We start from the raw sequence: 16312 nt of genomic DNA, 5'->3' as shown, positions 1-16312 counted from the left end.
GAGGCGGCAGCCGGCGTAACCACGGAGGGCGCGGCGAGCATGCCGCAGCGGAACAGTATGAGCGACGCCGCACAGGTCGCCGGGGGTGCCGACGCGCACCCTCGGCTCGGGACCACGGCGGGCGTCGGCTCGCCACGTAACGAGGGCCGCACCGCCGCGGGTGTCCGCCGCACGATCGATGTCGACGCGCTCGCCGAGGAGGTCAAGGCCGGGCAGCGGTCGGCGTTGGCTCGCGCGATCACGCTCGTCGAATCCACTCGCTCCGATCATCGCGAACTGGCGCAGCAGTTGCTGCTGCGGGTGGCGGCGGAGCCGGGCAGTGTCGTCTCGAATCGGGTCGGCATCACCGGCGTTCCCGGCGTCGGCAAGTCCACGTTCATCGACGCGCTCGGTATGTACTTGTTGGCCAAGGGTCATCGGGTCGCGGTACTCGCGGTCGATCCGTCGTCCACCCGGACCGGCGGCTCGATCCTCGGTGACAAGACGCGCATGGCGCGGTTGTCCCTCGAAGCCGACGCGTTCATCCGGCCGTCCCCGACCGCGGGCACCCTCGGCGGCGTGGCCAAGGCGACCCGCGAGACGATCGTGCTCCTGGAGGCCGCCGGATACGACGTGATCCTCGTGGAGACCGTCGGCGTCGGCCAGTCCGAGGTGACCGTCGCCAATATGGTCGACGTGTTCTGCTTCCTCACCCTGGCCCGCACCGGAGATCAGTTGCAGGGCATCAAGAAGGGCGTGCTGGAACTCGCCGAACTCGTCGCGGTGAACAAGGCCGACGGCAAACACGAGATCGAAGCCAAAGGCGCCGCCCGCGAACTGGCCGGGGCGCTGCGCCTGATCCACCCGCACGACGCGCTGTGGAAACCGCCGGTGCTCACCATGAGCGGCCTGGAAGGCGTTGGCCTGGAGAAGTTCTGGGGCACCGTCCTGGACCACCGCCGGGTGCTCACCGAGGCGGGCGAATTCGCCGAGAAGCGCCGCCGCCAGCAGGTCGACTGGACCTGGACCATGGTCCACGACCAGATCCTGCGTCGGCTCGCCGACAACCCGAACGTGAAAGATGTTCGCGCGCAGGTGGAATCGGCTGTCCGCGCTGGAACGCTCACCCCGGCCCTCGCCGCCGAACAGATCCTTACGGCCTTCGACCGGAGTTGAGGCACCGGCAACGGTGCCCACCGGTAGCTGTCGGCGGCGTTATCGAGTCGTACCTCTGATGATCGCCCGGAATTTTGGCCATCACGTGGGGGTTTGCGGATGATATTCCGATTCCGGCTACTTTGCCAGCTGTTGTCTGCGCCGATTTACGAGGATCCTCGGAAATGGACGTCGAGAGCTGACGGCCGAGGAGGTAGTGATGACGATTTTCCGGACGAATCGGACCATGAGCAGCGACAAAACGCCCGAGCGGGCGATTCTCGGGGGTGACGGTCGTTGGCGGCTCACCTGGCTGCCGGAATTCGGCCTGACGTCTGATCAGGCGATATCTGGACTGAGGCTGGACGAGATCCTCAGTGACCCAGCCCTGGTCTATGACCGGATGGCGCTGGCGGAGGCCACCACCTGCGCCGACCGCATCGGAATCATCCTCGAGCTCGCGATGGTGCGGCTCTGGAAGCGGATGACCACCGCCATCGCGCTCTGCGGGTTCGCGGCGACCCGATGGGGTCGACTCGTCTGACCGGGTCGGACTGTCACAACCAGCGGATACGGCGGAAGGCCACGGCCAGGGCGGTGCAGATCGTCAGCATGACGATCAGGGTGGCGGGGTACCCCCAGGGCTGCCGGAGTTCGGGCATATGGTCGAAGTTCATGCCGTAGATGCCGGCGATCATGGTGGGGACGGCCAGAATGGCGATGTAGGCGGAGATCTTGCGCATGTCGGTGCTCTGCTGGACGGCGATCTTGGCCACGGCGGCGCCGACGAGTGTGGTGAGAGTTTCGTCGAGGTCGTTGATGCGTTCGGCGACACCGCTGTGGTGGTCGGCGACATTGCGCAGGTAGCGGCGCACTTCCTTGGGCAGGGGAGTGCCCGGCGCGGTGAGGGATTGCAGCGGGCCGGCGAGGGGGCGCACGGCCCGACGCAGCTCGACGATCTCGCGTTTGAGCTGGTAGATCGCCTCGATCGGGATCTTGCTCCGCGGGCTGAAGAGCTCTTCCTCCATCGACTCGACATCGAACTCGACCGCCAGGGCGACCTCGACGTAGGAGTCGACGACGTGGTCGGTGATCGCGTGCAGCACAACGCTGGAGCCGAGCGCGAGGCGATCGGGGTCGGACTCGAGCCGATGCCGGACCGCGGTGAGTTCATTGTGTTCGCCGTGGCGGACCGCGACGACGAAATCGGCGCCGAGGAAGACCATGATCTCGCCGGTCTGCACGATCTCGCTGACGGTGTGCATATCGTGCTCGACATAGGCGACGGTCCGCATCACGGTGACCATGGTGTCGTCGTAGCGTTCGAACTTCGGGCGCTGCCTGCCGTTGACGGCGTCCTCGGCGGCGAGTTCGTGTAGTCCGAATGTCTCGGCGATCTCGCCCATCTGCTGCGGATCCGGTTCGAACAGGCCGATCCACACGAAACCTGTACCGCGCCTCCGGATTTCGGCCAGCGCGGTCTCGGGGGTGAATCGTCCCGGCAGGCGCTTGCCGTCGACGTAGGCGGCGCAGTCGATGATGGCGCGCGCGGTCGGGACCGAGGGTTTGGGGACGACTTCCACCCGGCGTCTGCTGCGGGACAGCAACGGGGAACCCGCCACCACGGCCTCGATGCCGCGCCGGGACGCGATCGCGGTCGGTGCGATACGAGGCCTGTCGACCATCGTTCACCTCGCTCTCTTCGATCGTGCCGCAGCATCCCACGCCGGCCGATATCGGCGCAAACCGGGCGAGGGGGTTGCGCAGACGGCGGTAGATGTGAATACTTAGGTATGTGCCTAAGTATTCGAGCGACGAACCGGACGGCGGACTCGACAGTGTCTTCCGGGCATTGGCCGATCCGACTCGTCGCGCGATCGTCGAACGGCTGGCGGGTGGGCCCGCATCGGTGTCGGATCTCGCCGCGCCGTTCGAGGTCGCGCTTCCGACGATCGTGGGGCACCTGAAAGCGCTGGAGGCCGGTCGGCTCGTCAGCTCGGCGAAGATCGGTCGCGTGCGCACCTACCAGCTGGTGCCGGATGCCTTCGGGGCCGCGATCGACTGGCTGCATCGCCAACGTCCACCGGCGCAGCGGCAGGTGGACCGGCTCACGGCATTACTCGTGGAATCAACCAAAACCCCAGAGGGAGAAGAACAATGACCGACACGGTGACCCGCTCCATCAACCATGCCCAGTTCACCATCGAACGCGAGGTGCCCGTCGCGCCCGCCGTCGTCTTCCAGGCCTTCGCCGACCCCACCACCAAGGCGAAGTGGTTCGGCGGCGAGGAAGGCTGGGAGCAGGGCGAGGTCTCGGTCGACTTCGAGGTCGGCGGCCGCGAGATCAACGAAGGCACCTTCGAGAAGAAGATGACCTCCCGCTACGTCGCGACCTACACCGACATCGTCGACAACGAACGCCTCGTCTATACCTACGACATGTGGCTGAACGGCTCCCATATCTCCACGTCGGTAGCCACCTGGGAATTCGAACCGACCACCACCGGCACCAAGCTCACTCTCGTCGAATTCGGCGCCCACCTCGACGGATTCGACACCGGTGCCGACCGTGAGGAAGGCACCCGCGGCCTCGTCGACTCCCTCGTGAACTATCTCGTCGCCCAGGCCTGAGCGGCCTGTTGCTCGTCGAGGCGCGCAGTGGCGGCGCGCTAGCTGCCGACACAGTCGATGATCGGCGGGGGATACTCCGCCGGATCGACGTTCTCGCGCCACGGACGATGAATGTTCGCGCCGGGCAGGTGTGCCAGCTCGGGTAGCCATCGCCGCACGTAGACGCCGTCGGGGTCGTAGCGGTCGGCTTGGCGCAGGGGATTGAGGATCCGATTGGGCCGGGTGTCGGTGCCGGTGCCTGCGACCCACTGCCAGTTGAGCTGGTTGTTCGCGAGATCGGCGTCGACGAGCCAGTACAGGAAATGCGCCGCGCCGACCCGCCAGTCCTGGCGTAGCGACTTGGCGAGGAAGCTGGCCGAGATCAAGCGCGCTCGCCCCGGCATCCAGCCCTCGGCGCGGAGTTGGCGCATGCCCGCATCGACGATCGGGTAGCCGGTGCGCCCGTCTCGCCACGCGGCGACGGCCTTTTCGTCGTCGGGGCCCGCGGTCATCCGTGTGCGGTAGTCCGACCAGGCGGCATCGGGGCGAGCGGCGAGCACCTGGTGGTGGAAGTCGCGCCAGGCCAGCTGCCGGACGAAGGCGAGTCCGCCTTCGGTCGCCGTATCGACCCGGCCCACCACCTCGGTGGGGGACACGCACCCGAAGTGGAGGTATGGCGACAGCCGGGAGGTGGCGTCGGCGGCGAGATCATCGTTGTCACGGGCGTAGTCGGCGATGGGGCCGTCGAGCCAGTCACGCAGCAGCGCCCGGCCGGTGGACTCCCCGCCGACCCGCAACTGTGGCGATGGCTGCCCGGAAGCGAGATCCGCGGGCCGGGGTAGCGCCTCGCCCCGGATCGGGGGCACCGACAGCGACCGGGGCGCCGGTAGCGGGGTCTCATCGGGCGCAGCTCGCGGTTCGTCCGAGCAGATGCCGCAGCGTCTCCTCCAAAACCTCGGTTCGGAAGGTGTGCCCGGCCTTCGCCAGCCGGGTCGGCGTCACTCGCTGGCCGGCCTCGGCGAGTTCGCGCGCGCCCTGCCTGCCCAGCAGCACCGCCGGACCGAAGCTCGGGACCGGCAGCAGCGCGGGGCGATGTAGCACTCGTGCCAGTACTCGGGTGTACTCGCTGTTGCGAACCGGCTGTGGTGCAACGGCATTGACCGGACCTACCAGGGTGTCGTCCCACAGTGCGCGGTGGTAGACATCGACGAGATCGTCGATTCCGATCCACGACAGCCACTGTCGGCCGTCCCCGATGCGCCCACCGAGACCGGCGGTGAACAACGGTCGCAGCAACCGCAGGGTGCCCCCGCGCGGGGACTGCACGATGCCGGTGCGCACCCGCACGACGCGGACTCCGCCCACCGCCGCGGGCTCGCACGCGTCCTCCCACTGTTCGACCACATCGGCCAGGAAGCCGTCACCGCGCTCGGACTTCTCGGTCAGCGCCTGCTCGCCGCGGTCATAGCCGTAGTAGCCGATGGCGGACGCGCTGACGAAGGTGTCGACGTCCGAGGCGGCGGCGAGTTCGGCGAGCCGCCGGGTCGGCTCGATGCGACTGTCGGCCACCGCACGCCGGTGCGCGGCGGTGAATCGGCCCGCGATGGAGGCCCCTGCCAGATGGACCACGGCATCGACGTCGGCGAGCAGGTCGGCGGCAGGCGCGGCGGGGTCCCACTGCCGTTCGTCGGGATGACGGGTGGGATGGCGGACCAGCCGCACCACGCGGTGCCCGCCGGTGCTGAGGAAGGCGCTCAGCGCGGAGCCGACCAGGCCCGACGCGCCGGTCATCGCGATCGTCGTCGGTGGTAGGCCGGACTCGGCCGCGCGGCGGTGGGCGGCCAGATCATTGGTGAGCTGGCGGTAGCGGTAGTGGAACATCGGCCGCAACACGGACTCCGGAATCGGCGTCTGCACCCGATCGATGACACGGGTGTGGGCGTCGTCGATCTCGGCGAACTCGTGTACATGCCGCCACGGCAGCAGCCGGGCGACCGGCAACGAGGCCGGTCCTTCCGCCGCGACGGCGTCGGCGAACCGCTCGGGCGGTCGATACTGCTCGGGGTCGTGCTGAGCGATCCAGCGCAGCCCGCCGGGAAGGCCGAGCACCGCTCGCCCGGTGGCCAGCGAATCGGCTTCGGCGAGCAAGGTGACCGGCTGCCATGGTGGAGCCAAGCGCGTGAACGCACCGCGACGGGCGAACCAGGCGAAGACGTCGGCCCGGGGTGTCGCAACGATGTCAGAACACTCGATGCCCATCACTCGACTGTAGTCACGATCCGCCGTGACCCATGGCGCCCATATCCATCTGCATGGGTGTGGGTTGCTGACCCGGGGCGAGGACCAGGAACTGGCCCATCATGCCCTGGTCTTCGTGGTGGAGGAGGTGGCAGTGGTACATGTACGGGTAGGTGGGGTCGGTGTGGTCGGCGAAGTGCATGGCGAGGGTGTAGGTGGTGTCGGGGGCGGTGTAGACGGTGTCCTTCCAGCCGGAAAGGGTCGCGGGAGGCGGTGTTCCGTCGATGGCGATGATCTGGAATTGGACGTCGTGGACGTGGAAGTTGTGCGGCCAGTTGTCCTTGTTGCGGACCGTCCATACTTCGGTGGTGTCGACGGGGATGGTCATGTCGATGCGGTTCATGTCCATGCGGCGGTTGTTGATCATGAACCATTGGAGGTCGAACGAGCGGGTCGGCGCGGTGGTCGCGGAGGCGAGCGCCCGCATCGGGATCAGGGTCGCGGGCAGCGCGCCGGAAGGGCGCAGAGTGTCGGCGGCACGCAGCGTCAGGATGTCGAAGGTGTCGTCGAAGCCGAACTCGGCGGCGCGGTCGATGCCCGCGCGCTCGGTGATCGGCAGGGACCGCAAGGTGACGTTCTCGCCCGCACCGAGGGTGACCACCAGCTCGGCACGTTCACCGGGGCTGAGTGGAATCCGGTTCAGGGCAACGGGTTCCGGCAGTAGACCGCCGTCGGTGGCGATGAGCTGGAACGTTCTGCCGTCGCTGAAGGCGAGGTTGTAGAGGCGACCCGACGAGCCGTTGAGGATTCGCAACCGGACCCGGTCGGTGGTGACCGGCAGGTGGGCGTTGGCGATGCCGTTGGTGACGATCGTGTCGCCGAGCAGGCCGACATCGGTGGCGTCGGATTCGTCGAGCGTGCCGTCGGCGGTGAAGCGGCGATCTTGAATCACCAACGGAATATCGTCGACACCATAGTTTTTCGGCAGATCGAGCGCGTCCGCCGGATCGTCGTCGATCAGGAAGAAGCCGGAAAGGCCACGGTGGACGTGCTTTTCGGTCGCGCCGTGCGGATGTGGGTGGTACCAGAGCGTGGCGGCCTGCTGTTGCACCGTCCAATTCGGCGCCCATACCGCGCCGGGCCCGATCATCTGGTGGGGGCCACCGTCGAACTTCGCGGGCAGGTGCATGCCGTGCCAGTGCACCGAGGTGGGCTCGGGCAGATCATTGGTGATGGTGAAGGCGAGCTTCTCGCCGCGTCGAGCGCGCACGGTCGGTCCGAGGATCGACCCGCTGTAGCCCCACGTCGGGGTCTGCTTGCCCCGGATCATCTCGGTGGTGCCCGCCTGCGCTCGCAGCGTGAACCGGCGGACGCCGTCCGCGCCGACGGCCGATGCGGCCAGCGGTGGGATGGGCAATGGGCGGGTCGAGTCGGCTGCCGAACCGGGTGTCGACGGGCGGATCGAACACCCGGCCGCGTACACCACCGGTGTGAGGGCGAGCCCGGTGAGAAATCCTCGTCGCGAGACCACGTGTGCTCCTTCTGTACGGGAACCTCCAGCCTCGTTCGGCCACGGCGGCGGCGACTCCGCCGAACAGTCGGATCCGGCCCGACGGATTCCGCCCGCGCGGCCCTTGCGGACGGGCCAGTCGCGTGGTATTTCGTGTTCGGTCCGATCCCGGACGGGTCGGCCGCGTGGCCCGCGCCTCTCTCGCGGACGCGCCGACCCGCCTGCTCGCGCGGTCCGAACCGCTCGGTCACTTACCGTGGGGACGTGATCGACATCCGTGCACACCGCGACTGGCGAAGGCTGGTGCGGTGGCTGCCGCTGCTGCTGATTCCGGTGGTACTGCTGGCCAGCACCTACCCGGACCAGTACCGTGTGCCGCCGCACTACTGGTTGCTGGCGATGACCGCGGGCGTGGTGTTCCTGGCCGGCTCGCGGTGGCCGCTCGTGGTGTCGATCGTGCTGTCGGCGCTGGCGGTGCCGATGCTGCGGACGGATGCCTGGGGTGTGTCCGGTCTGGTGCCCTACCTCGGCGCGGTGGCTCTGGTCGATGTGGTGGCGCGCACACATCGGTGGTCGACCGTCGCGGTGGCGACGGCCGGATGGGCCGCGGCGGTGGCGCTCGGGCGGGTCGGTCTGCACGACAACTCGATCGGTCGGGCGTCCACTCTCGTCGAGGCCGCGGCGTATGTGGGACTGCCGTTGCTGCTCGGGTTGTATCTGCGTGGGCAGCGTGACCTCGCGGAGAATGTGCGAATACGCGCCGAAGAGGCGCAAGCCCGTACCCGCCTCGACGAACGCGCCGCACTGGCCAGGGAACTCCACGATGTGGTCGCCCACCACATGGCGTCGATCATTCTGCGGATCTCGGTGGCCGGACATGTTGTGCGCGAAGCCGATCCGCGTATGGTCGCCGTGCTCGACGATGTGCGTGGCACCGCGGCCGATGCGCTCGCCGATATTCGCAGGCTGCTCGCCGCCCTGCGTGACCCGGCCCTCGGCACTGTCGCCCTGGTCGATACCGATGCGGTCGTGACCGAGGTCGAGGCCGCGCTCACCCGGGCCCGTGCCGCCGGGTTCGCTGTCGCGGCCGAGGTCGATGCCGACCTCGGCGGGCTCGACGCGATCAGCAGGCTCACCCTGTTGCGCCTGGTTCAGGAATCGCTGACCAATGTGATGAAACACGCGGATCGTGGTGTGCCGGTGCGGTTTCGGATCATCAGGGACGCGGACGGGATCGCGCTCGAGGTAGTCAACGGCGCTCGCGAGTTGTCGGCGCCGGCGGGACACGGAATCGTCGGAATGCGGGAGCGCGCCGAACTCGCCGGGGGCACTCTCGTCGTCGGCACGGGCGCCGACGACGAGAATTGGACGGTGCGCGCCTGGCTGCCGGACACCGCGAGCGAAGTGGAGCTGTCGTGATCACGGTCTTGTTGGTGGACGATCAGCGTCTGGTACGGGCGGGCTTGCGGATGCTCATCGAGGACACCGCCGACCTCGCCGTCGTCGGGGAGGCGGCCGACGGCGTCGAAGCGGTGCGGCTGCACGCCGAGCTCGCCCCCGACCTGGTCGTCATGGATCTGCGGATGCCCGGCCTCGATGGTGTCGCGGCGACCCGGCAGATCCTTGCCTCGTCGCCGCGCGCGAAGGTGCTCGTGCTGACCACCTTCGACGACGACGAACACCTGTTTCCCGCGCTGTCCGCCGGGGCCGCGGGCTATTTCGTCAAGGACACCGAGCCCGCCGTACTGCTCGACGCGATCCGGCGCACGGTGGACGGCGATCTGCTGTTCTCGCCCGCGCTGCTGCGCCGCCTGGTCGACCGGGCACTCGCGGCACCGTCGGCGCCGGTCCCCACGCCCGATCTGACGCCACGGGAGCTCGACGTCCTTCGTCTCGTCGCGCAGGGGTACGGCAACCAGGAGATCGCTGATCGGCTCCACCTGGGCGTCAGCACCGTCAAGTCCCACATCGCCAACCTGCTCGGGAAGACCGGCACCGACAACCGTGTTCGCCTCGCCGTCTACGCGGCCGAGGTCATCGACCGCTGACATCCCGAGGTGAGATAGGTCGTCCGGAGTCGGATTGTCGTGCCGGTCGGGTTGGCCGACCAGATCGTCGTCGGCGGCGTCATCGAGGCTACGACCCGCTGGTGCACCAAGAACCTGCAGAAGCGCCTGGACGACTCGACATCCCCGCGACCTTCGACCTGTCGAACCAGGGCACCCACTCGTGGGGCTACTGGCAGAAGGCCTTCAAGAACTCGTGGCCGCTCCTGGCCGAAGGGATGGAGATCCCGCCTGATCAGCCGAGCTCGAACAACCGTGCCGCATTGTCATGACAGACCTTGCGCAGCCATTCCGGACCGAGGTCGAGACGTTCCAGTGCGGCGACGGCCTCGGCATAGGGATAGGGGATGTTCGGGAAGTCGCTGCCGAACAGAATGCGATCGGCGAAGCGGCGCAAGCGATCTCGTTCGGCGGGTGGGAAGGGCGCACCGCCTTCGCTGAAGTCGGTCCACACCATGGTGGTATCGAGATAGAGCAGCGGGTACTGCTCGGCCAGATCGAGGAACTCGCTGTATTCGGGGGTTCCCATGTGCGCGATGATCAAGCATAGGGTCGGGAAGCGTCGCAGGAGTTCGGCGATGGGGGCGGGCCCGGTGAATTCGCCCGGGGCGGGACCGGATCCGCAGTGGATGACAACGGGTGTGCCGGTCTCGGCGAGGATTGCCCACACCGGGTCGAGCAGGGGGTCCAAGGGCGAGAACGCGCCGACCTGGATGTGCACCTTGAACACTCGCGCACCATTGTCGATGGCCTCGCGGACGTAGCGTGGCGCGTCCGGCTCGGGGTAGAAGGTGGCCGTGTGCAGGCAGTCGGGGGTGCGGGCGGCGAACTCGGCGGTCCAGCCGTTGAGCCAGGCCGCCATCTCCGGCTTGTGCGGGTACACCAGCGAGGTGAACGCTCGGATGCCGAAGTCGCGCAAGGTCTTCAGACGCACCTGCTCGTCGTCGCGATAGGTGATCGGCCACGGTCGGCCGATCAGCGGCCCGACGGCGTCGAAATACGCCCAGACCTTGTGCATCACCTGATCGGGCATGAAATGGGTGTGGACGTCGACGATCGCGGGCAGGTTGTAGCGTTCGCGGAAGTCGGCGAGATAGGCGACGGTGTCTTGGGTCATGACGGCTCCGGGTAGAGGTGGCGGGCCAGGGCACCGACGCGGGTGACGAGGCGTTCGAAGAAAACGGCGGGGTCGGTGCCGATCACGATGTCGGCGTTGGGTTCTCGGCCCCACATGCCGGACCAGTCGGCGACGGTGGTGGCGCGGGTGATGGTGCCGGTCAGCTCCACGTCGACGGTGGCCGGGCGGGTGGTCGCCAGAGTCGGATCGAGTGCGACCGCGGCGGCGAACGGGTCGTGCATGTGCGCCAGGTAGCCCAGGTCGTACTGGTGGTGGAAGTCGAAATAGAACCGCACCGCGTCGGTGAGATAGCGGATGATCGGATTGCTTGCCGCCGACCGGAATTCGGTGGGATCGCCCGCGCTGACCTGCTCGATCGGTGCGCTGTGTGCCGACTGCGCCAGTAGCTCGAGATGTTCGGGGCCCATCTCGATGGACTCGGTGATGTCGAGTGCGCAGACCAGCGGCCTGCGCTCCGGCGCCGCCGCGGAGAAGGCGTCGAACACCTCTTTGGCCGCTTCGGGGTCGACGTGGATGTTCCACTCGTTGGTCGGGGTCGTGTTGCCGGGGTGGTTGAACGCGCCACCCATGATGACCAGACGGTGCAGCAGGCGCGGCAGTTCGGGTTCGATACGCAGGGCCAGCGCGAGATTGGTCAACGGACCGGTGCACAGGCCGGTCACCTCGCCGGGGTTCGCGCGAACCAGGTCCACCCAGAGCTGGGCCGCCGACCGTGACGACAGCGCACGCGGTGAGACGGGCAGTTCGGCGTACCCGAGGCCCTGCGGACCGTGGGTGTCCTCGGTGGTGCGCAAGGGGATGGCGATCGGTTCGGCCGCGCCGAGCGCCACCTCGATCTCGGGTGCCCGGCCCAGGTCGAGCATCGCCAGGGTATTTGCCGCGACCTGTGCCCCGTCCACGTTGCCCGCGGTGGCGGCGATGCCGATGATCTCGGCGTCGTCGGAGGCCAGCAGGTAGAGGATGGCCAGGGAGTCGTCGATCCCGGTATCGACGTCGAGGATGATCTTCTGCGGCACGTCATCGAGAGTAGCCGCGGACCATGCGGGGTCCGCGGCCAGTCGGTAGGTGGGGTCAGTAGGTCGGGAGGGCGAACTCCTCGGTGTGGCCGAAGAAGATCTTCTTGGTCAGCGGACGCATCGGGCGCGACATCATGAGTCGCACGTTCGCCTTCGCGAGCCGCGTCAACAGCGGGGATTTGGGGATCATCATCGCCATACCGCCGCCGGGGATCTCCTTGGCCTTGTCGAGGAACGGCGAGATCTTGTCCTGGTAGCGCTGCTGCGCGCCTGCCAGATCGTTCGGGGTGGCGGCGATCTCGGAGGCCAGCACGTAGGCGCCGACGATGGCCATCGCGGTGCCCATGCCGCTCAGCGGGGATCCGCAGTAGCCCGCGTCACCGATCAGCGTCACCCGGCCGATGGACAACTCGGGGACGTCGACGCGGGCGACTTCATCGAAGTAGAAGTCGGCGGTGGAGTCCATCGCGTCGAGGACCGCCGGGGCGTGCCAGCCCGCGTCGCCGATCGTCTTCCTGATGAGAGCGCGCTGGGCGTCGACGTCGCGGCGCAGTGCCGGGTCGACCTCGGTGCGCATGGTGATGATCGCCTTGGCGGTGCTCGGGTCGCCGTCGGGGCGGATGCCGAGCATGGCACCGGGCACGAGCCGCATGCTGAACCAGCCCGGCTCCACATCGGCCGGCTTCGGCATGGTGAAGAAGGCGCCGTACCCGCCGAGGTTGGTGCTGAACTTCTCCTCGGGCCCGAAGACGAGTCGACGGGTCGCCGAGTGCACACCGTCGGCGCCGATCACCAGGTCGAACCGCTCGGTGACCCCGGATGCGAACGTGACGTCCACGCCGGTGTCGTCCTGGACGACGTTGTCGATCCACTCGCCGTAGCGATAGTCCAGCTGACCGTTGTCGGCGATGGCCACCGCGTCGAGTAGCACTTGATTGAGATCGCCGCGGGTGATCTCGATTTCGGCGACGGCGCCCTGACCATCGAAGTCCGCCATCGCCATCCTGGCGTAGATCTTGCCGTCGCCGTCGATATAGGACATCCCGCGCTCGTCGAGCTGGTACTCGGCGATGCCGGCCATCAAACCCATCCGCTCGGCGGCTTCCTTGCTCGGGCCACGCAGATCGACGGCCTGGCCGCCGGGACGGGGGACCGCGGCGCGCTCGACGACGGTGGTGCGAATGCCGTTGCGCAGCAACTGGAGCGCGACCGCGTTGCCCGCGATACCGCCGCCGGAGACGAGAACGTGGAGGGGGCTGGTGATGCTCATGATGGTGTTTCCCGTCTGATGTACGAATGTCTTAGACATATGTCTAACAGAGGCTGGCACGGATGTCTAGAACAAATGTCTAAGACGTCGGGTAGGCTGCTGAGCATGGGTAACAGAGAAGATCTACTGGCGGGGGCGCGCAAAGTGATTCTGGAGCGCGGCGTCGCGAAGGCGACCGCGCGCGATATCGCCGCCGCGGCGGGGGTGAGCCTGGCCGCGATCGGCTACCACTTCGGGTCGAAGGATCGCCTGGTCACCGAGGCGTTGAGCGAGGCGCTCGGCAACTCCATCGGTGACGCGATGGACGAGTTGATCACCGCGGGAGCCGGGAAGTCGCCACTGGAGGGGCTCGCGCTGTTGTGGAACGGGATGCCCGCGGTGTTCGCGGGCAATCACGAGGCGATGCTGGCCAGCCTGGAGAACATCGTGCGGATCGTGCGCTCCGACGAGGCGCGGGCACAGCTGGGCGACCAGCTGTCCGGGGCGTTCGTCGACCTCGGGGCCCATGTGCAGGCTGCGCATCCCGAACTCGATCCGGCACAGGCCGCGGCGATCGGGCGGTTGTACTTCGCGCTCGCCCAGGGACTCGGGATGCTGTGGTTGCTTGATCCCGGCGAGGTCGGCATCGATGGTGATCAGCTCAGCGTGGCGGTCCAGGCGCTCGCGGGAAAGTGATCGAGTCCGGTCACGGGCGGTGGTAGTGGTCGGGCGCTTCGACCCAGAACGGCTGTGCCGATCCGTACGGCGGCGCGGGCCAGCGGTAATCGTCGTAATCGGCGAATGCCGGTGCGGCCGTGACAAGTTCGTGGTGGGTGACCGTCGATGCCGGATCGGGTGGTGTCGCGGCAGGATGTTCGGGGGAGCGGCCGTCCGCGGCCAGGAGCCAGGATGCGGTGCGGGCCAGCGAGACTGCGATGTTTCGACCGAACCCGTCGTGGGCGCGGGCCAGGAGTGCGTCCATGACGGCGGCGGCCAAGAGGTAGCCCGACCCGTGGTCGAGTGCCTGGGCGGGCAGTGCGCCGGGACGATCCGGTGTTCCCTCGATGAACGAGATGCCGGATGCCGCCTGGACGATGCTATCGAAACCTCGTCGGTCGCCCCACGGTCCGCTCGTGCCCCATGCGGAGACCGAGGCCTCGATCGAACCGGGACGCCGGGCCGCGCCGACACCGGCCGCGGCGAGCGCGCCCGGGCGGTAGCCGGTGACGAGCACGTCCGCCTCGGCGAGGAGAGCCTCGAAGGTCGCGAGGTCGGTGCGTAGGTCGAGCAAGGTCGAGCGCTTGCCCTGGCAGTTGTCGGCGAACTGCCAGTCGATCTCGGGGAGGTGCGGTGGGTCGATGCGGAGCACATCGGCGCCGAGCAGGGCCAGCGTTCGGGTGGCGACCGGCCCGGCGAGGACGCGAGTCAGGTCGAGCACGCGAATGCCGGTCAGCGGTCGGTCGGTCGTGGGACCGGCCCCGGTGGCGCCGAGTGGAGTGCGCGGCCGGTGATCGTTCTCGCGCGGGCGAGGATCGTGCCCGCCCGCCGACAGCCTCGCATCGGTGGTGGGCATACGGTCCGCGCGCACGTCCGAGGCGACCAACGGGCCGGTCGCGGCGGCACGGCCCATCGGGCTGGTCGACCATTCGTCTTCGGTGCGGACGCGGACCGCGATCGCACCTGCCACGGTCGCGGCGTCTTCGATCTCGGCGCCCTTCATCGTGGACAATCGGTCGGTGAGCCGGTCGGCGTCACCGTCGGCGGGCAGGTCGAGTGCCCGCAGGAGCCGGTCACGGTGATGTGGGTAGTTCGCGTGGGTGCGGACCCAGCCGTCGGCGGTGGGGAAGAAGCCTGACAGCTCGGTGAAGATCGAGGGGGCGCTCGCGCCTCGACGGAACAGACGTTCACTGCTGAATGCCGCGCTCACCCGGTCGGCATCGAGGCGAACAGGGCGGGTGGGCAGTCCCCGCGCGACTCTGACCCGGTTGGCGGCCGCGCTCGCCGCCGCGACCGAACCCGCGGCGAGCGCCCACACCGGTAGGGTGGCCGCCAACCGCGCACCCGCGTCCGGCACGTCGACATCGCTCGACAGTGGGAGTCCCAGTCCTGTCTCGTAGGCGTGGACGAGCTGCTGCGCGGTGGTCACATCGACCAGCCTAGTTGCGGTGATGATGGTGAGGAGTGTGATGTGGGCGTGAATACGGCTGCGACGGAGTGGGTTCGAATACTGCGACCGGACACAGCGGCGCGCGGGCGATTGACGTGCTTTCCGCCAGGCGGGGGATCGGCGACCTTCTATCGGGAGTTGGCGCGACACATCGGTGCGGGCGTCGAGGTGGCCGCGGTGCAGTATCCGGGGCGGCAGGACCGCCTCGCAGACCCGACGATCACCGACCTGCATCTGCTCGCCGACCGGATCGCCGCGGACATCGCGCGTCAGCCGGGACCGGCCCGTTCACTGTTCGGGCACAGCATGGGCGCGACCGTTGCCTACGAGACCGCGCTGCGACTCGCCGCGGCCGGACAACCGGTTCGCGCACTCATCGTATCCGGCCGTCCCGCACCGGAATTCGTCGAAACGGCACGGCTGCACCAGGCCTCGGACAGCGCGCTCATCGACGATCTGGAGCGTCTGGCGAACGATCCGGCACCGGTGCGACTGCTGCGTACCGAACCAGGACTCGCCGATCTCGTACTGCCCGCCGTCCGCGCCGACTACCAGGCGGTCGAGACCTATCGGCAGCGACCGGGACCGTCGCTGCGCTGCCCGGTAGTCGCGCTCGTCAGCACCGAGGACCCGACGACCACCGTGGCGCAGGCCGAACAGTGGCGTGCGGTCACCGACGGGCCGTTCAGCATCCGCACGTTCGGTGGCGGGCACTTCTATCTCGACGAACAGCACGCCGCGGTGGCGCAGGAGATCACACGGCACGTGAACTGAGTCGGCGCTGGTGCAGGCGCGCGTAGCCCAGCCACGACACCAGCACGGCCACCGCCGCGAGCGCGCGCACCAAGCCGAGTGCGCTGTCGGGGTAGATCACGCCGGTCAGGTAGTGGTCGATGAATCCCGCGGCGGGCAACTCGCCCACCTCGGCCTGCCTGCGCGCCCAGTTCTCGGCGTAGGTCAGCGGGCAGTGGAAGCCGATCAGGACGGTGCCGAAACCCCACGCCACGGCCAGCACGTGCAGGCCGATCGTGCGCGGCCATCGCCACGCGAGGAAGCCACCGGCGACCACGTACGCGATGAACGCGACGTGGGTGACGGCGAAAACGTCGGCCAGCACCCGGAACAGCACCTATTCAGAATATGTAACCGTTCGCCGGTCGGAATCATGATCATCATTCCGGTTC

General features: G+C 68.2%; 17 protein-coding genes and 1 pseudogene. 9 read left to right on the top strand and 9 right to left on the bottom strand.

What is annotated here, in order from left to right; translation table 11 throughout:
• The first annotated feature begins 57 nt into the window (after positions 1-57).
• Together meaB and ACFXKN_RS05090 are read left to right on the top strand one after the other, a co-directional pair.
• Positions 58-1155: a methylmalonyl Co-A mutase-associated GTPase MeaB gene (gene meaB / locus ACFXKN_RS05095; RefSeq protein ID WP_378949934.1), complete on the top strand. Its 1098-nt coding sequence runs from the start codon at positions 58-60 to the stop codon at positions 1153-1155.
• Between the two features lie 199 nt (positions 1156-1354).
• A complete protein-coding gene (locus ACFXKN_RS05090) occupies positions 1355-1678 on the top strand; it encodes a hypothetical protein (RefSeq protein ID WP_378949932.1) in 324 nt (107 codons plus the stop codon).
• Between the two features lie 13 nt (positions 1679-1691).
• On the opposite strand, the gene ACFXKN_RS05085 is transcribed toward ACFXKN_RS05090, so the two are convergent.
• Entirely contained in the window at positions 1692-2819 is a 1128-nt protein-coding gene (locus ACFXKN_RS05085; protein WP_379432465.1) for a magnesium and cobalt transport protein CorA, read from the bottom strand.
• 110 nt (positions 2820-2929) lie between these two features.
• Between ACFXKN_RS05085 and ACFXKN_RS05080 the strand changes: the two genes are divergently transcribed.
• Together ACFXKN_RS05080 and ACFXKN_RS05075 are read left to right on the top strand one after the other, a co-directional pair.
• Entirely contained in the window at positions 2930-3295 is a 366-nt protein-coding gene (locus tag ACFXKN_RS05080; protein WP_378949928.1) for an ArsR/SmtB family transcription factor, read from the top strand.
• A complete protein-coding gene (locus tag ACFXKN_RS05075; RefSeq protein WP_378949926.1) occupies positions 3292-3765 on the top strand; it encodes an SRPBCC domain-containing protein in 474 nt (157 codons plus the stop codon). Before ACFXKN_RS05080 ends, ACFXKN_RS05075 begins: the two co-directional genes overlap by 4 nt.
• A gap of 38 nt (positions 3766-3803) precedes the next feature.
• Here ACFXKN_RS05075 and ACFXKN_RS05070 read toward each other — a convergent pair whose 3' ends face one another.
• From ACFXKN_RS05070 to ACFXKN_RS05060, 3 genes are read right to left on the bottom strand one after another with little or no spacing between them, the layout of a single operon-like run.
• On the bottom strand, positions 3804-4610 hold the full coding sequence (locus ACFXKN_RS05070) for an FAD-binding domain-containing protein (protein ID WP_379432464.1): 807 nt from the start codon (positions 4608-4610) through the stop codon (positions 3804-3806).
• A 31-nt stretch (positions 4611-4641) separates the two neighbouring features.
• A complete protein-coding gene (locus ACFXKN_RS05065) occupies positions 4642-6003 on the bottom strand; it encodes a TIGR01777 family oxidoreductase (RefSeq protein ID WP_379432463.1) in 1362 nt (453 codons plus the stop codon).
• Positions 6004-6016: 13 nt separating this feature from the next.
• Positions 6017-7513, bottom strand: a complete 1497-nt coding sequence (locus ACFXKN_RS05060; protein ID WP_379432462.1) for a multicopper oxidase family protein — start codon at positions 7511-7513, stop codon at positions 6017-6019.
• Between the two features lie 243 nt (positions 7514-7756).
• Here ACFXKN_RS05060 and ACFXKN_RS05055 point away from each other — a divergent pair, with 243 nt between their 5' ends.
• From ACFXKN_RS05055 to ACFXKN_RS05045, 3 genes and pseudogenes are all read left to right on the top strand, one after another.
• Positions 7757-8911: a sensor histidine kinase gene (locus tag ACFXKN_RS05055; protein WP_379432461.1), complete on the top strand. Its 1155-nt coding sequence runs from the start codon at positions 7757-7759 to the stop codon at positions 8909-8911.
• Positions 8908-9540, top strand: coding sequence for a response regulator (locus ACFXKN_RS05050; protein WP_379432460.1), 633 nt, complete (start codon positions 8908-8910; stop codon positions 9538-9540). The genes ACFXKN_RS05055 and ACFXKN_RS05050 overlap by 4 nt, the downstream gene beginning before the upstream one ends.
• Positions 9541-9588: 48 nt before the next feature.
• Positions 9589-9830, top strand: a pseudogene (locus ACFXKN_RS05045) (hypothetical protein); the annotation flags it as partial.
• Here the strand turns inward: ACFXKN_RS05045 and ACFXKN_RS05040 are convergent.
• The 3 genes from ACFXKN_RS05040 to ACFXKN_RS05030 are packed head-to-tail and all read right to left on the bottom strand — an operon-like array spanning position 9794 to position 12982.
• Positions 9794-10675: an amidohydrolase family protein gene (locus tag ACFXKN_RS05040; protein WP_379432459.1), complete on the bottom strand. Its 882-nt coding sequence runs from the start codon at positions 10673-10675 to the stop codon at positions 9794-9796. The pseudogene ACFXKN_RS05045 and the gene ACFXKN_RS05040 overlap by 37 nt on opposite strands.
• Positions 10672-11712, bottom strand: a complete 1041-nt coding sequence (locus ACFXKN_RS05035; RefSeq protein WP_379432458.1) for a nucleoside hydrolase — start codon at positions 11710-11712, stop codon at positions 10672-10674. Before ACFXKN_RS05035 ends, ACFXKN_RS05040 begins: the two co-directional genes overlap by 4 nt.
• Positions 11713-11767: 55 nt before the next feature.
• Positions 11768-12982, bottom strand: coding sequence for an FAD-dependent monooxygenase (locus ACFXKN_RS05030; protein ID WP_379432457.1), 1215 nt, complete (start codon positions 12980-12982; stop codon positions 11768-11770).
• Positions 12983-13087: 105 nt separating this feature from the next.
• Between ACFXKN_RS05030 and ACFXKN_RS05025 the strand changes: the two genes are divergently transcribed.
• Entirely contained in the window at positions 13088-13657 is a 570-nt protein-coding gene (locus ACFXKN_RS05025) for a TetR/AcrR family transcriptional regulator (protein WP_379432456.1), read from the top strand.
• A 10-nt stretch (positions 13658-13667) separates the two neighbouring features.
• Here ACFXKN_RS05025 and ACFXKN_RS05020 read toward each other — a convergent pair whose 3' ends face one another.
• Entirely contained in the window at positions 13668-15107 is a 1440-nt protein-coding gene (locus tag ACFXKN_RS05020) for a CoA transferase (RefSeq protein ID WP_379432455.1), read from the bottom strand.
• 42 nt (positions 15108-15149) lie between these two features.
• Here ACFXKN_RS05020 and ACFXKN_RS05015 point away from each other — a divergent pair, with 42 nt between their 5' ends.
• Positions 15150-15902, top strand: a complete 753-nt coding sequence (locus ACFXKN_RS05015) for a thioesterase II family protein (RefSeq protein WP_379432454.1) — start codon at positions 15150-15152, stop codon at positions 15900-15902.
• Here the strand turns inward: ACFXKN_RS05015 and ACFXKN_RS05010 are convergent.
• Positions 15883-16257, bottom strand: coding sequence for a DUF2784 domain-containing protein (locus tag ACFXKN_RS05010; protein WP_378949902.1), 375 nt, complete (start codon positions 16255-16257; stop codon positions 15883-15885). The two genes, ACFXKN_RS05015 and ACFXKN_RS05010, sit on opposite strands and share 20 nt — an antisense overlap.
• Positions 16258-16312: the final 55 nt, after the last annotated feature.

The organism is Nocardia sp. NPDC059195 (assembly GCF_042754695.1).
GTDB lineage: Bacteria > Actinomycetota > Actinomycetes > Mycobacteriales > Mycobacteriaceae > Nocardia.
The sequence above is the reverse complement of the archived record's forward strand: the minus strand, read 5'-3'. Positions and strand labels throughout refer to the sequence as shown.

Coding starts and splice junctions, on each gene's coding strand:
- meaB (WP_378949934.1), top strand. CDS start 58: ATGAGCGACGCCGCACAGGTCGCCGGGGGTGCCGACGCGCACCCTCGG.
- ACFXKN_RS05090 (WP_378949932.1), top strand. CDS start 1,355: ATGACGATTTTCCGGACGAATCGGACCATGAGCAGCGACAAAACGCCC.
- ACFXKN_RS05085 (WP_379432465.1), bottom strand. CDS start 2,819: ATGGTCGACAGGCCTCGTATCGCACCGACCGCGATCGCGTCCCGGCGC.
- ACFXKN_RS05075 (WP_378949926.1), top strand. CDS start 3,292: ATGACCGACACGGTGACCCGCTCCATCAACCATGCCCAGTTCACCATC.
- ACFXKN_RS05065 (WP_379432463.1), bottom strand. CDS start 6,003: ATGGGCATCGAGTGTTCTGACATCGTTGCGACACCCCGGGCCGACGTC.
- ACFXKN_RS05040 (WP_379432459.1), bottom strand. CDS start 10,675: ATGACCCAAGACACCGTCGCCTATCTCGCCGACTTCCGCGAACGCTAC.
- ACFXKN_RS05030 (WP_379432457.1), bottom strand. CDS start 12,982: ATGAGCATCACCAGCCCCCTCCACGTTCTCGTCTCCGGCGGCGGTATC.
- ACFXKN_RS05025 (WP_379432456.1), top strand. CDS start 13,088: ATGGGTAACAGAGAAGATCTACTGGCGGGGGCGCGCAAAGTGATTCTG.